General features: G+C 70.6%; 14 protein-coding genes and 1 pseudogene. All 15 read right to left on the bottom strand.

The features are described from left to right. Nucleotides 1–1004: pseudogene (locus AB0F10_RS39165) on the bottom strand (hypothetical protein); the annotation flags it as partial. A 28-nt stretch (nucleotides 1005–1032) separates the two neighbouring features. Next, nucleotides 1033–1980: a transglycosylase SLT domain-containing protein gene (locus AB0F10_RS39170; protein ID WP_360637550.1), complete on the bottom strand. Its 948-nt coding sequence runs from the start codon at nucleotides 1978–1980 to the stop codon at nucleotides 1033–1035. Beyond that, entirely contained in the window at nucleotides 1977–2657 is a 681-nt protein-coding gene (locus tag AB0F10_RS39175; RefSeq protein ID WP_360637553.1) for a hypothetical protein, read from the bottom strand. The genes AB0F10_RS39170 and AB0F10_RS39175 overlap by 4 nt, the downstream gene beginning before the upstream one ends. Before the next feature lie 122 nt (nucleotides 2658–2779). Then, the gene (locus AB0F10_RS39180; protein ID WP_360637556.1) at nucleotides 2780–4090 is read right to left on the bottom strand and encodes a FliI/YscN family ATPase; all 1311 of its coding nucleotides are present in this window, start codon (nucleotides 4088–4090) and stop codon (nucleotides 2780–2782) included. Next, nucleotides 4087–4755 carry a FliH/SctL family protein gene (locus tag AB0F10_RS39185; RefSeq protein WP_360637559.1) on the bottom strand — a complete coding sequence of 223 codons (669 nt, stop codon included), beginning with the start codon at nucleotides 4753–4755 and terminating at the stop codon, nucleotides 4087–4089. The genes AB0F10_RS39180 and AB0F10_RS39185 overlap by 4 nt, the downstream gene beginning before the upstream one ends. Further along, nucleotides 4739–5764 carry a flagellar motor switch protein FliG gene (gene fliG / locus AB0F10_RS39190; RefSeq protein WP_360637562.1) on the bottom strand — a complete coding sequence of 342 codons (1026 nt, stop codon included), beginning with the start codon at nucleotides 5762–5764 and terminating at the stop codon, nucleotides 4739–4741. The genes AB0F10_RS39185 and fliG overlap by 17 nt, the downstream gene beginning before the upstream one ends. A 42-nt stretch (nucleotides 5765–5806) precedes the next feature. Next, the gene (fliF, locus tag AB0F10_RS39195) at nucleotides 5807–7405 is read right to left on the bottom strand and encodes a flagellar basal-body MS-ring/collar protein FliF (protein WP_360637565.1); all 1599 of its coding nucleotides are present in this window, start codon (nucleotides 7403–7405) and stop codon (nucleotides 5807–5809) included. Between the two features lies 1 nt (nucleotide 7406). After that, entirely contained in the window at nucleotides 7407–7769 is a 363-nt protein-coding gene (gene fliE / locus AB0F10_RS39200; protein ID WP_360637568.1) for a flagellar hook-basal body complex protein FliE, read from the bottom strand. Between the two features lie 2 nt (nucleotides 7770–7771). Beyond that, nucleotides 7772–8167 carry a flagellar basal body rod C-terminal domain-containing protein gene (locus AB0F10_RS39205; RefSeq protein WP_360637571.1) on the bottom strand — a complete coding sequence of 132 codons (396 nt, stop codon included), beginning with the start codon at nucleotides 8165–8167 and terminating at the stop codon, nucleotides 7772–7774. Between the two features lie 5 nt (nucleotides 8168–8172). Next, nucleotides 8173–8652 carry a flagellar basal body rod protein FlgB gene (gene flgB / locus AB0F10_RS39210; protein ID WP_360637574.1) on the bottom strand — a complete coding sequence of 160 codons (480 nt, stop codon included), beginning with the start codon at nucleotides 8650–8652 and terminating at the stop codon, nucleotides 8173–8175. A gap of 57 nt (nucleotides 8653–8709) precedes the next feature. Continuing rightward, the gene (locus AB0F10_RS39215; RefSeq protein WP_360637577.1) at nucleotides 8710–9030 is read right to left on the bottom strand and encodes a hypothetical protein; all 321 of its coding nucleotides are present in this window, start codon (nucleotides 9028–9030) and stop codon (nucleotides 8710–8712) included. A 5-nt stretch (nucleotides 9031–9035) separates the two neighbouring features. Next, nucleotides 9036–9425, bottom strand: coding sequence for a flagellar export chaperone FliS (gene fliS / locus AB0F10_RS39220; RefSeq protein WP_360637580.1), 390 nt, complete (start codon nucleotides 9423–9425; stop codon nucleotides 9036–9038). Between the two features lie 28 nt (nucleotides 9426–9453). Continuing rightward, complete coding sequence (fliD, locus tag AB0F10_RS39225; RefSeq protein WP_360637583.1) at nucleotides 9454–10911, bottom strand: flagellar filament capping protein FliD; 1458 nt, start codon at nucleotides 10909–10911, stop codon at nucleotides 9454–9456. Nucleotides 10912–11094: 183 nt separating this feature from the next. Beyond that, nucleotides 11095–11883: a flagellin gene (locus AB0F10_RS39230; RefSeq protein ID WP_360637586.1), complete on the bottom strand. Its 789-nt coding sequence runs from the start codon at nucleotides 11881–11883 to the stop codon at nucleotides 11095–11097. A gap of 150 nt (nucleotides 11884–12033) precedes the next feature. Next, the coding region (locus AB0F10_RS39235) for a hypothetical protein (RefSeq protein WP_360637589.1) at nucleotides 12034–13307 on the bottom strand (1274 nt) is incomplete at its 5' end.

A 13307-nucleotide genomic window follows, 5' to 3' on the forward strand; every position in this document is an offset into this window, starting at 1 on the left:
GTGGCGGTCGTGGCCGGTGCGGCTGGCGTGGCCTGGGTGGCTTGGGCGACTGGCGGGGCCGCCGTGCCGGCGGCGGTGGCGAGCGGGGCCGGGGTGGCTGCGGTCGCGGCCGTGCCGGTGTCGGCGGCGGGTGTGGCAGGGGTGGCGGCCGTCGCGGGCGTGGCCGGTGCGGTGGGTGCCGGCGCGGCCGCGCCGATGGCGGTGGGCGCGGTCGGTGCCGGGGTTGCCGCCGTGGTGGGTGCGGCCGGTGCCGGCGTGGCCACGCCGGTCGAGTCAGCCTGGCCGGTTGCCGTGATCGTGGCGGTCGCGACAAAGGCGGCCTGGAGCGGCAGCAGCCCGGCGATCGGCGCCTCGGCGGCGGCGGTGTCCTCCGGCTTCTCCGCTTCCGGCGCCGTCGTGGCGGTGTCGTCGTCGACGGGACGGGTGTCCGCCGCCGGCCGAGACTCGCCGGACACGCCGGCAACCGGCGTCCCGTCGTCGGCCCGGTTGGCGTCCGGCCGCCGGGCCCCGGCGGGATCGGTGCCGGTGAGCGAGTCGGCGCGGTCGGTGCCGGAAGGCGAGTCGTCGGCGCCGGTCTGTGGTGCGCCGGGGCGCTGCGTGGCCGTGCGCTGGGCCGCGGCCCGGGCCTGCGACGCCTGCAACTGCGCGGCCCGCCGCTCGGACGCCCGATTCGCGGCGGCCCGGTCCTCGACCGCCCGGCCCTGTGCGGCCTGGTCCTGCGCCGCCTCGTCGCGGGCCGCCCGGTTCTCGGCGGTGCGCCTCAGGCGGGCGTCGGCGGCACGGTTCTCGTCCTGGCCCTCCGTGCGGCGCTCCTGCGCGGCCCGGTTCGCGGCCGAGCGGTCGAGCGCCGATCGGTTCTGCTCGTCGGCCTGCCCGGCCGGGCGGTCCAGCTCGGCGGAGAGCGCCGAGCCGAACGCCTGCGCGCCCTCGCCGGCCCGCGGATCGGGGCGGCGTCCTGCGTCGATGGTCGGCTTGCGGTCCGGTCCGGTGACGGAGCTGGTCATACGGTGGTTCCCCTCGTGTCTGCGGTGCTCAGCCGAGCGCGGCCAACGCCTTCTGGACCTTGGGCACATATGCCTGTGTCTCGGAGAACGGCGGGATGCCGCCGTACTTGTGCACGCTGCCGCCGCCCGCGTTGTACGCCGCCAGCGCCAGCGGGAGCGACTTGAACTCCTTGAGGTGGCTGGAGAGCAGCTTCGCCGCGCCGTTGATCGCCTGCCGCGGGTCGAACGAGTCGTTCACGCCGAGGCCGCGGGCGGTACCCGGCATCAGCTGCATCAGCCCCTGCGCGCCGGCCGGGCTCACGGCCTTCGGGTTGTAGCCCGACTCGACCTTCGCGACGGCGGCGAGCAGCTTCGGCGACACGTCGTACTTGGCGCCCGCCGCGAGGAACATGTCCGCGTACGGGACGCCGGCCAGCGAGGCGGAGTTCTGCAGGCTGGCGGGGCGCACGGCCGCGGGGGCGGCGACGCCCGCACCGGCCGCGGCGTCGGTGCCGACCACCCGGCGGATGTGCGTCGGCGTCTCGTACACCGACTGGATCTTGACGTGGTCGCCGGGCTTCGGCGCCGCGATCATCTTGTTGTCGCCCAGGTAGATGGCGACGTGGTCGACGGGCGAGTCGAAGGCGAGGATGTCCCCGGGCCGGGCGTTCTTCAGGCCGTCGACCTTGGTGCCGGCCTTCGCCTGCTCCTGCGAGGTACGCGGCAGCTCGATGCCCAGGTCCTTGTACGCCCGCTGCACCAGCGCCGAGCAGTCGAGCCCCTTGGCCGGATCGGTGCCGCCGAAGACGTACGGGGTGCCGAGGTACTTCTTGGCCGCGTCGACCACCGCCTGACCCGTGACACCGGTGGCGGCGCCGGTCTTGCCGCCGGCCGCGGTGAGCGCGGTGGCGAAGGCGGTGCCGTTCGTGGGGGCGGGCACGCCGAGCTGGGTCTTGAGCTCGGCGATGCGGGACATGACTCCCTGAACACCCATCATGCGCGGCTCCCGGTGACCTCGTCGGTGATGCCTTCGTCATCGAGTTCGGCGGGGCCGGCGCCGTGCTTAGCGGCAAGCGACAGCAGGGACCGTGAGGCGTCGATCACCTGGCGGGCATCGCCCAGGTTGACGACCGCGCGCTGCGCGGCGACGGAGTTCGCGGTTTTGCGGGCGGCGTTCTCGCGGTCCAGCGCGCTGCCCTTGCCGTGCCGGAGCGCGTTGGAGCGCTGCTCGCTGGACCCGTCGATGCCGCGGGCGGCGTTGCGGGCCTTGGCCGTCACCGCCATCTCGTCCAGGTTGTTCTGCTCGGTACGCAGGTCGTGGGCGCGCACCAGCTCGGCGTGCCGCTCGGCCATCGACTCCACGGCCCGGCGGCGCTTCGCCGCGTCGGCGAGCTCGGCCTGCTTCTCCCGGGTCAGCTCCTCGGCGTCGGCGACCATCCGGTGCGCGCCGGAGAGGGTGGCCGCCATCGACTGCCGGGCCACCATCGAGGCGACCATGGCCCGCGCGGTGCCCTCGTTGGGGGCGTCGGCGCCGGCCAGGTCCAGCTGGCGGCGCTTCACCAGCGCCTGCGCGTGGAGGATTTCCTGGCGGGACTGGAGGACGGCGCCACGTGCGGCGTCCTCCTGAGCCTTGCGGGCACGCAGCACGGGCCCGAGCCGGAACAGGCGATTCACAGGACCTCCCGAGGGACCTAGAGATGGCTTCCTCACCATGTCCGGTCGGCCCCGGCGGGGAACGACTTAGCGCCTGCACCCGACCTGCACCCGTACCGGGGCAGATCGGTCCGAATTCCGCCCTAGGAGGAGGCGGCGATGAGCTGCCGCAGGTCCTGCCAGGCGTCGCCGGCGCTGACCTTCTCGTCGAGGCCCTGGCGCAGGAAGGCGGTGATCTGCGGCCAGAGCGCGGTGGCGCGGTCGGCGTCCGGGTTGGTTCCGGGCACGTAGGCGCCGATCTCGACCAGCTCGCGCACGTCGCGGTGCGCGGCCATCATCCGGCGCAGCTCGGTGGCGTCGCTGCGCTGCTCCGGGCTGGTGATCCGGTTGGCGACCCGGGAGATGGAGTCGAGGGCCTGGATGCTCGGGAAGTGGCCGGCGGTGGCCAGCTTGCGGTCGAGCACGATGTGCCCGTCGAGGATCGAGCGGGCCGCGTCGGCGATCGGCTCGTTGTGGTCGTCACCCTCGACCAGCACGGTGTAGAGGCCGGTGATGCTGCCCCGGGCGCCGGGGCCGGCCCGCTCGAGCAGCGACGCGAGCATGGCGAAGACCGACGGCGGGTAGCCACGGGTGGCCGGCGGCTCGCCCACGGACAGGCCGACCTCGCGCTGCGCCATCGCCGCGCGGGTGACGCTGTCCATCATCAGCAGCACGTCGCCGCCCTCGTCGCGGAAGTACTCCGCGATCCGGGTGGCGACCGAGCCGGCCCGGAGCCGGACCAGCGGCGGGGTGTCCGAGGTCGCGATGACCACCACCGAACGGGCCAGGCCCTCGGGGCCCAGGTCGTGCTCGATGAACTCGCGAACCTCGCGGCCCCGCTCGCCGACCAGGGCGACGACGTTGAGCTCCGCGGTGGTGCCCCTGGTGATCATGGACATCAAGGTGGACTTGCCGACGCCGGAGCCGGCGAAGATGCCGATGCGCTGCCCGCGCCCGCACGGCACGAGCGTGTCCAGCACGCGTACGCCAAGGGGCATCGGGGCGTCGACCAGCTGGCGCTCCATCGCCGAGGGCGGCGCGGCGTCGATGCCGACCAGCTCGCCCTGCAGCGGCGGGCCGCCGTCCATCGGGCGGCCCAGGCCGTCCAGGATGCGCCCGCGCAGGTCCGGGCCGACCGCGACCCGCAGCGGGCCGCCGGTCGAGACCACCGGGGTGCCGGTGCTCATGCCCGCGATGGGGCCGAGCGGCAGGCAGGACAGGCGCTGGCCGTCGATCGCGGCGACCTCCGCGAGCACGGCATCGTCGCCCTCGCCGATCTGCAGCAGCTCGCCGACCCTCGCCGCGAGCCCGCTGATGGTGACGCGGAGGCCGACCGCGCCGGTGACCTTGCCCCGGGTGAGCGGCTGCGCCGCGCTCACCGCGGCGTCGATGCGGTTTCGGAAGACGTTTGTCACAGTCTCAGGGCCTCCCGGGCGCGTTCCATGGCGGTGGCGATGGAGGCGTCCACGGTCGTGGTGCCGGTCTCGGCGACCGCGTCGCCGGGACGCAGCGCCGGGTCGGGCCGCAGGTGCACGGCCCGGCCCTCGTAGTTGTAGTCGGCGTCGGTTGCGGTGCCGACCAGATTCTGAAAGTCGTCCGGATGCAGGCTCACCGTGATCTCACCCGTCTCGGGCGCGGCGTTCATGATCCGGCCCAGCGCGGCCCTGGCCCGCCCGTCCGGGTCGTCCATGGCGCGCCCGACGATCGCCTCCGCCAGCTCGAACGCGTGCGACAGCACGGCCTCCTGCAGGTCGTGCAGCGTCGGCATCATCTGCGCCTCGAGGCCGGTGACGGCCCGTCCCAGGGCGTTGACGGCCCGGGCGAGCGCGGCCGCGCGGCGCTGGTCGTGCGCCTGCTCGGCGGCCCTGGCCCGCTCCGCGGCCGCCGCGGCGGTCAGCGCGTAGGCCCGCTGGCCCTGCGCCCATCCCTCGGCGTACCCGGCGGTGCGCGCCTCCTGCTTCGCCCGCTCGACCGGCTCGCTGTCGGCGGGTACGCCCCGCCGCAGGTCCGTGCCGAACCGGACGGCGGCCGCGGAATCGGCCACCGTGCCGCGCAGCACGGGATCAGGCGATGAGCTCATCTGCCTCGCCGCCGCGCTGGATCTCGATCTGGCCGGAGTCCTCCAGCGAACGGATCACCGAGACGATCTTCTGCTGGGACTCCTCGACCATCTTCACCTTGACCGGGCCCATCAGGTCCATCTCCTCGAGCAGGTTCTCCCGGCCGCGCTCGGACAGGTTGCCGGTGACCTTGTCGCGGACCTCCTCGTTGACGCCCTTGAGCGCCGTGGCGAGGTCGGCCGGCTCGACCTGGCGCAGCACCAGCTGCACCGAGCGGTCGTCGAGGCCGACGATGTCCTCGAACATGAACATCCGCCGGCGGATCTCCTCGGCGATCTCCGGATTGCGGGCCTCGAGGGCCTCCAGGATGAGCCGCTCGGTCGTGCGGTCGGCCCGGTTGATGATGTCGACAAGCGGATCCAGCCCGCCGACCGTGGAGAGCTCGTCGGGCTGCAGCACCGTGGAGAGCTTGCGCTTGAGGGCGAGCTCGACCTGGCGGATCACGTCCGGCGAGGTGCGGTCCATGATGGCGATGCGGTGCGCGACCTCCGACTGGACCTCGGGCGCCAGCCCGGACAGGATCGAGCTGGCCAGCGCCGACGGGATGTGCGCCAGCACCAGCGCGATCGTCTGCGGGTGCTCGTGCTGCACGTACGAGAGCAACTGGCGCGGGTCGGCGTGGCTGAGGAAGTTGAACGGCATGTCGGTCATCGACGCCTGCAGCCGGTCCAGGATCAGCTGGGCCCGCTCGGCACCCAGCGACGCCTCGAGCAACTCGCGTGCGTACGCCATGCCGCCCGAGCCCGCGTGCTTGGTGGTGGCCATCGCGTAGAACTCGTCGATGACGTCGACGACCACCTCGGCATCGAGCTTGCCGAGCCGGGCGATCTCCGCGGAGAGCTCCTCGACTTCGCTCTCGTTCATACTCGCCAAGACCTTGGTCGAGTACTCCTTGCCCATGCGCACCAGCAGGATGGCGGCCTTGCGCAGGCCGGTCATCGACGTCGTGCTGAGCGTCGGTGTGGTCAACGCGGGTCCTCCTTGAACCAGGGGCTGGTGCGATCAGGCGGGTCAGCGGGCGCTGAGCCAGCCACGCAACAGGGCGGCCATCTCCTCGGGCTGTTCCGCGACCATCTTTTCGATCTCGCGCTGCCGCTCGTCGAGGGCCTCGAAGTCGGCGTTCGCGGCCTCGATCGCCGGCGACGGGATCGCGGCGTTCAGTTCGGCCAGGCGCTGCTGCTCGAGCGCGGCCTGCATGTCCTCGAGGTGCTGCAGCTCGGCGGGGGACAGCGACTTGCGCTTCTTGGCGCGCCGGCTGGCCCGCCAGGCCAGGAAGATCAGGAACAGCACGACCATCACCATCGCGGCGGTCTTGATCAGCGAGGTCTGCTTCGCCGACTTCTCGGCGGCCGCGGACGCGGCCAGCGAGTCCTGCGCGGCGGTGGCGGCGCTGGTGTCGAACGGCATCGCGCTGACCGCGATGGTGTCGCCGCGGGTCGCGTCGATGCCGGCCGCGGCGCTCACCAGCGACTGCACGTCGGCCTGGTTGACCGCGCCGGCTGTCGTGCTGTCCAGCAGCACGGCCACGTTCAGCTTCTTGATGCTGCCGGGCGCGCTCTTGCGGGCCTCCGTGGTCTTGTTGACCGCGTTGTTGCGCACGACGTCGCTCTGCTCGTACTGGCCGGTGCCGGTGGTGCTGGTGGTGCCGTTCGGCACCTGGATGTTGTCCGGGCCGAGCACGCCGCCCGTGCCGTTGCCGTTGCCGTTGTAGGCCTCGCGGCTGATGCTCTCCGAGAGCGCGGCGACGGACGGGTCCGAGGCGTACGACTCGGTGGTGGTCTCGGTCTGGTCGTAGTCCAGCTCGGCGGTGGTCGTCACCACGGCGTGGCCGGGTCCGACGACGCTGTCGAGCATGTGCTGCAGCGAGGAGTTGAGGCGGTTCTGGAACGCGACCGTCTGTGAGTCCGCGCCGCTGTCCCCGCCGGTGGCGACCGCCGCGCCGCCGCCGGCGGAAAGGATCTTGCCGTCGGCGCCGGCCACGGTGACCTGCTCGGGCTCGAGGCCCTCGACGCTCGACGCGACGAGGTGCACGATCGCCTGCACCTGCTGGGTGGTGAGCGGGTCGTTCGGGCTCGACTGCACCAGCACGGAGGCTGTCGTCTTCTCCTGGTCGTCGGAGAAGACGTCCTTCTGCGGCATCACCAGGTGCACGGTGGCCGCCTCGACGCCGTCGATCGACTTGATGGTGTTCGAGATCTCGCCTTCCAGCGCTCGCTGGTAGTTGGTGTGCTGCATGAAGTCGCTCGTGGTGATGCCCTGCTCGTCCAGCAGCGCATAACCGGTGTCCGACTCGCCCGGCAGGCCCTCGCCGCTGAGCTGCAGCCGCAGGTCGTAGACCTTGTCCTGAGGCACCATGATGGTGCTGCCGCCGTTGGCCAGCTCGTAGGGCGTGCCGGTCTTCTGCAGCGACTCGACGATCGCGCTGGCGTCCTTGCTCGAAAGGTTGCTGAACAGCGCGGAGTACGACGGCTTCGACGCCCAGGTGGCGAAGAAGTAGCCGCCGATCAACAGGGCCAGCACGGCCGCGATGGTGACCACCTTCTGCCCCGTGGTGAAGGACTTGAAGGTTTCGCCTACCTTGCGTACGGGCGCGGGGAGACGATCCGTCATGTCAGGCCTGCATCCTCATGATCTCCTGGAAGGCCTCGACGGCCTTGTTGCGGACCGCCATCGTGAGCTGCAGCCCGAGCGCGGCCTCGGTGGAGGCCATCGTGTACTGCGCCGGGTCCTGCAGCGTGCCGTTGGCGACCTGCACGGCCAGGTCGGAGGCCTTCGTCTGGGAGGCCTGGACGCTCTCGAGACCCTTGGAGAGCATGCCGGCGAAGTCGGTGTTCGGGCCGCTGACCGCGCCGGCCCCGCCCGCGCCGGGCAGGCCGTCGAGGCCGCCCACGCCGCCGGCGCCGCCGATGCCGGAGACGCCGCCCACGCCGGACAGGCCGCTGAGTGCGCTGATCGCGCTGATCGGAGAAGTCATGATCATCCCTTTCCGAGCTGAATGGCGGCGGAGTAGGACTCCCGGGCCCGGTCGACCACCGAGAGGTTCGCCTGGTAGGCGCGCTGCGCCATCATGAGCTGAGCCATCTGGCTGCCGAGGTCGATGTCCGGCCGGCGCACGTAGCCCTCGGTGTCGGCCATCGGGTTGTCCGGCTCGTAGGAGAGCACGCCCTCCGCGCTGCCGAGGGCGATGCCGCCCACCTGCACGCCGTTGCCGTCCTGCGCCTGCTGGGCGATGACGTACCGGGCCTGGAAGGCGTTCTCGGACGTCTTGCTGACGTTGTCCATGTTGGCGATGTTGTCGGAGACCGCGTCCAGATACTTGCGGTAGACGGTGACGCCGCTGGCTGCCGTGCCGATCGCGTTGAAAATGCTCATCTACCTCAGGCCCCCTTGATCGCGTCGCGGATCAGGCCGTACTTGCTGTCGAGGGCGCGAAGGGTCAGCTGGTAGCGCATCGTCGTGTCGATGTGCGACAGCGTCTCCTCGTCGAGGTTGACGTTGCTGCCGTTCAGACGCGACGGCTCCAGCGAGTTCTGCACGCTCGGCGTGACCGTCGAGGGCGACCGGCCGTTGGCGACGGCGCCGCTCAGTGCCTCCTCGAACTTGACCTTACGAGCCTGGTAGCCGGGGGTCTCGATATTGGCGATGTTGTTGGCGATGGCGTTCTGTCGGGCGGACAGACCCGCCACTGCGACCTTGAGCGAGGATGACGAGACATCATCGAACACGGGCGGTTTCCTTCCCGGTGATTCGAGGGTGCCGGTCCATGGCGTTGAAGGTGAGCAGTCCATTGCTCGTACCTTTTGCTTCGGCGGGTGCGCCGCCGCGCTGAGGGTCAAACGGTTGCCGATCGGTTGCACACAAAAACCCGGGACCTCGGGGTCCCGGGTTCAGGTGCGGCCGATGATGCGGCCGGGTCAGGCGTTGCAGTCGACGTACGTCGGGATGGCCTTGCCGGCCGTGCCGACCTCGACCTTGGCCGCGAAGGCGGTCTGCCGCCGGTTCGCGATGATCGCCATGGTGACCGCCCGTGCCGCGGCGAGCTGCCGGGTCAGGATCTGGTCGGCGCGCGGTTTGAGGGCCAACGGCAGCGCGCCCAGTCCGGCCGGCGGCGCCCAGATGGTCGCCGGGGGCAGTGCCCGCTCGCGGTGCTCGTCCGCGATCAGCCGTTCGATCGTCTCGACGTCGGCCTCCAGCGCGTCGAGCGCCGAGACCCATTCCTCCCGCCAGGCGGTCATCGCGATCAGCCCGCCGCGCTGTTGGCCAGTGCCGCCTCACGCCAGGTGTCGCGCAACGGCTCCATCAGCTCACGGCACTGTCGCACCTTGACCGAGTCGCCCTTGACGTTGGCGTTGATCAGCTCGGTTGTCACGAAGGCGTAGAGCCGGGCCAGGTCGCCGGCGCCCTCCCACGCGTCGAGGTTCAGCGTGACGCGCAGCTCCATGACGATGTCCTGGGCGTGCAGCAGGTTTTCCCGGGCCTGCGGCCGGTCGCCGGCGAGCAGCGCCTGCTCGCCGCGGGTCAGGTCCAGCACGAGGCGGTCGAGGAGCATCATCAGCAGCTTTGCCGGGGATGCGGTGGAGATGGAGTCGGCGAGGTAGCGCTCGCGCATGGCGGATGTGGAAGAGGTCATCGACGGCTCATTTCATCAACCGATTTCATCAACCGAGGCTGGCGAGCTGGCCGGACAGCCAGCTCGACTGTTGCTGCATCTTGCCGAGTGCGACCTCCATGGCGGAGAACTGGCGTTCGAGACCCGCCCGGCGCAGGTCCAGCCGGGTGTCCCATTCGCTGACCTGGTCGTTGAGATCGCTGATGGAGGCGTTGCGGCGCTGGATCAGCCCTTGCAGGGTTCCCTGCTTGGCGGTGCTCAACGGGGCTCCAGGGGTGGTGACACCCTCCGTCGCCACCAGGGAGACGGTCTCCAGCTTGCGGCCGAGTCCCCGAGCGACGTCGAAGGTGGGCTGGAACATGCCCTCGGTGCCCTTGCCGGCCGGGTTGGTGGCGGTCTTGGAGTCGGTCTCCGTGTAGGAGTCGAAGTACCGCTGGGTCTTCGCCGGGTCCTTCGCCAGCGCGTCGAGGAACTTCGCCTTGTCGAAGGAGACGGTGCCGTCACGGCTGAGCACCACGCCGACATCCGCGACGCTGCTTGTGATGCCGGGCTTGAGCGGGTCGACGCCGGCCACGCCGGTTGAAACGCTGCTCAGCAGGTCCTGCCGCAGCGAGCGCAGGGAGGAATCGCCGACCAGCGCGCCGGCCGCGGCGGTGCCGGTCTTGGCCCTGCTCTGCATCGAGATCTCGGTCAGCGCCGCGTTCAGGCCGTCGACCAGCGCCTGCACCTTGGCCGCGACGGCGTCGGCGTCGGCCGCGACGCTGACAGTGACCGGCGCGTCGGTGGCGGCCTGCGCCCGGGTGGCCGTCACGGTCAGGCCGGGCAGTACGCCGGCGAAGGTGTTGGTCGCCGAGTTGATCGTGTACGCCCCCGCGCCTTCACCGATCTTGAGCTGGGCATCGACGCCCTGCACGGTGGTGGTCGCGGCGCCCAGGTTGAGGCCGCTGGGCAGCTTGGTGGCGTCGAACGAGGCAGTGGCGCCGCTCGTCTTGGCGGTGAGCTGCAGGGTGTACTGACCGGAGCCGATCTGCACGGCGGACGCCTTGTACAGCGAGTTGGTCTCACCGTTGATGGCGGCGACCACCGACTGCAGCGACTTGTCCGACGGAGTGAGGGTCTTGGTGGTGCCGTCCTTGAGCGTGACGTCGAACGTGTTGCCGGTCATGACCGGCCAGGCGGCGGCGTCGGTGGCGGAGGCGACCGACGTGCCGGTGAAGGTCATGGTGTGGGTGGTGGCCACGGACTCGACCCGGAAGCTCAGCGACCCGGCGGCCGCGCCGGCCTGCGCCGTCACGACGGCGGCGTCGGAGCTGCTGGTCGTCTTCATCGAGCCCCAGGTGTCGGAGCTGCTCAGCGCCTTGGAGGCGGTCGCCAGGGCGGCCAGCTTGGTGTTCACGTACTGGTAGGCGCTGACCTGGAGGTTCTGGGTGGCGACCTTGTTCTTGAGCGCGGTCTGCGGCAGCGCCTCGGCCTGCATCAACTGGTTGATGGTATCCGTCGTGCTCATACCCGAGACGAGACCGTCAATGGTCATGGCCATCGTGGCGACCCCCCTTCACTGATACCTGGTGGTGCGGGATAAAGAACGGGCGGCCGGCGGTGTCGCCGACCGCCCGTCTCTTCGGTTGTCTTTTCAGTTGGCTGAGCCTTTCAGCTCAGTGATGCGTCACTACGTGGTGCGAAATGCCGGTCAGCGGAGCAGGGAGAGGACGCCCTGCTGCGACTGGTTCGCCTGCGAGAGCATGGCGGTGCCGGCCTGGGACAGGATCTGCGACCGGGTGAAGGACATCATTTCCTGTGCCATGTCCGTGTCGCGGATGCGGCTTTCGGACGCGGACAGGTTCTCGACCGCGACGTTGACCGAGTTCACGGTGTGCTCGAAACGGTTCTGGAGTGCACCGAGCGAGGCACGCTGGGTCGAGATCGCGGTGATGGCGGTCTGCACCGTGCCGCTGTCAGTGATGTCGGCGGCGCTGGTGTCGATGGCCTTGAGGGAGGCGGCGCCGTCGACCGTGATCGAGTCGGTCTTGTCGAAGCCGACCTGGAAGGCCATGTCGGTGTCGTTGAACAGCTGGACGCCGTTGAACTTCGTGTTCGTCGCGATCCGGCTGATCTCGGACTGCAGAGCGGTGAACTCGCTGGTCAGAGCGGCCTTCGAGTCCGTGTTCTGCACGCCGCTGGCGTACTGGACGGAGAGGTCGTTCATGCGCTGCAGCATGGAGTGGACCTCGGTGAGGGCACCTTCAGCGGTCTGCACGACGCTGATGCCGTCCTGGGCGTTGCGGGCGCCGACCTTGAGGCCGCCGACCTGGCTCCGCAGGCCCTCGCTGATGGCGAGGCCGGCGGCGTCGTCGGCCGCCCGGTTGATGCGGAAACCCGACGACAGCTTCTCGAGCGACTTGGACATCTGGTTGTCGGTGACAGACAGGTTCCGGTAGGCGTTCTGAGCGGCGATGTTCTGGTTGATACGAAGACCCATGAGAAATTCCTCCTTGAGTGGGGCCCTGATCGACTCATCCGTGAGCCGTTGTCTTACGCCATGACTATTCGGTCGGCCCCCGGCCGGGATGAGGACTTACTCCCGCAGATTCCCAGAACATTTCCGGCGGCCCCGCCCGGACAAGTCCCGTCACACGGATTCGATGGCGGACGCGACTCCGGGGGCGAGGGTGTGCAGGTCGTCGAGGACGGCGGTGGTCTGGTCGTCGGGGATCTGGGCGAGTGCGTCGGACAGTGGGGCGAGTGCGGCCTGGTCGCCGAACAGTTCCAGGGCGGCGGCGGCGGCGAGGGCGCGTTCGCGGGCGGAGCGGTCGGTGGCGGTGGCGGTGGCCAGCAGGGGGCAGTATTTCTCGAGTCCCTGCTGGCGTAGCCGGCCGGACCATTGGATGGCCCTGTCCAGGGGTAGCTGGCCGGCGAGCCAGACCACCACGCCGAAGAGTTGGGGGTCGCCGGGGAAGCGTTCCCAGAGGGCCTCGACGACGGCCTCGGCGAGGGTGGGCGTCACCTGCCGGGTCGCGTACAGCACCTGCCGGACCGCGTCCTCGGGGATCAGCCTGGCCAGCTCGGTCAGGTCTGAACCCGCACCCTGCAATACCGTGGCAATCACGTCGAGCGGCAGCACCAGGCGCCCGTCGCGCAGCGCCGCCCGCAGAATCTCGGCCGCCTCGCCGGGCCGGCCGGTGGCCATGAGACTGTTGATCTCGTAGGACCTCATATGGCTACGACCTGCCCCCACGGCCCGGTCGTCGGTATCGGCCTCGGGCATGCCCTCGAGGAGTTCCAGCACCCGCTCGTGGTCGCCCTCGGCGGCCCGTACGACCACCTCCGCCTGGTCTACCGTGACCTTCTTATAGGCGATCTCGCGTAGCTCCGCGAGCGCCTCGTTCGCCTCCGGCAGGCGGTCCACCTTCGCGCAGGAGCGGATCAGGATACTGAGCAGGCCGACCCGGGCGAGGGTGCTGGGGTCGGCGTCGAGGCCGGCCCGGCAGGCCTCGATGGCAGTGGTCGGGTTACCCGCGTCGAGCTCGGTCCGGGCCAGGTTGTAGTGAGCCTCCGGCCCCTCGGATATGGCCAGTGCCGCAAGACGGCGGTTGCGCCCGACCTTGTCCTTCGTCGCCACGGTGGCGACGAGGTAGCCGGAGTGGGTGAGGGCGACGGCATCGGTGGCCTCGCTCGGCGGGCTCTCCCCGGTGAACCGGTGGGTGACCTGCTCGTGCAGTCGGCCGCTGTAACGGTATTCGCCGGTACGGAACACCCGCGTGGACCATAAGGAGACGCCACCGGCTTCGGTCATGCTCGCGTTGTGCACGAGGAGGGCGTCGGTGGGTCTGCTGGTGGTGGTGAGTTGGTTTCGGAGTGCGGTGGGGTCACCGCTGACGATCTCGTCGGCGTCGACGATGAGCG

The organism is Actinoplanes sp. NPDC026623 (assembly GCF_040638275.1).
Lineage (GTDB): Bacteria > Actinomycetota > Actinomycetes > Mycobacteriales > Micromonosporaceae > Actinoplanes.

Excerpts from the sequence above, each read along its gene's own strand:
- AB0F10_RS39170 (WP_360637550.1), bottom strand. The coding sequence starts at position 1,980 with ATGATGGGTGTTCAGGGAGTCATGTCCCGCATCGCCGAGCTCAAGACC.
- AB0F10_RS39185 (WP_360637559.1), bottom strand. The coding sequence starts at position 4,755 with ATGAGCTCATCGCCTGATCCCGTGCTGCGCGGCACGGTGGCCGATTCC.
- fliF (WP_360637565.1), bottom strand. The coding sequence starts at position 7,405 with ATGACGGATCGTCTCCCCGCGCCCGTACGCAAGGTAGGCGAAACCTTC.
- fliE (WP_360637568.1), bottom strand. The coding sequence starts at position 7,769 with ATGACTTCTCCGATCAGCGCGATCAGCGCACTCAGCGGCCTGTCCGGC.
- AB0F10_RS39205 (WP_360637571.1), bottom strand. The coding sequence starts at position 8,167 with ATGAGCATTTTCAACGCGATCGGCACGGCAGCCAGCGGCGTCACCGTC.
- AB0F10_RS39215 (WP_360637577.1), bottom strand. The coding sequence starts at position 9,030 with ATGACCGCCTGGCGGGAGGAATGGGTCTCGGCGCTCGACGCGCTGGAG.
- fliS (WP_360637580.1), bottom strand. The coding sequence starts at position 9,425 with ATGACCTCTTCCACATCCGCCATGCGCGAGCGCTACCTCGCCGACTCC.
- fliD (WP_360637583.1), bottom strand. The coding sequence starts at position 10,911 with ATGAGCACGACGGATACCATCAACCAGTTGATGCAGGCCGAGGCGCTG.
- AB0F10_RS39230 (WP_360637586.1), bottom strand. The coding sequence starts at position 11,883 with ATGGGTCTTCGTATCAACCAGAACATCGCCGCTCAGAACGCCTACCGG.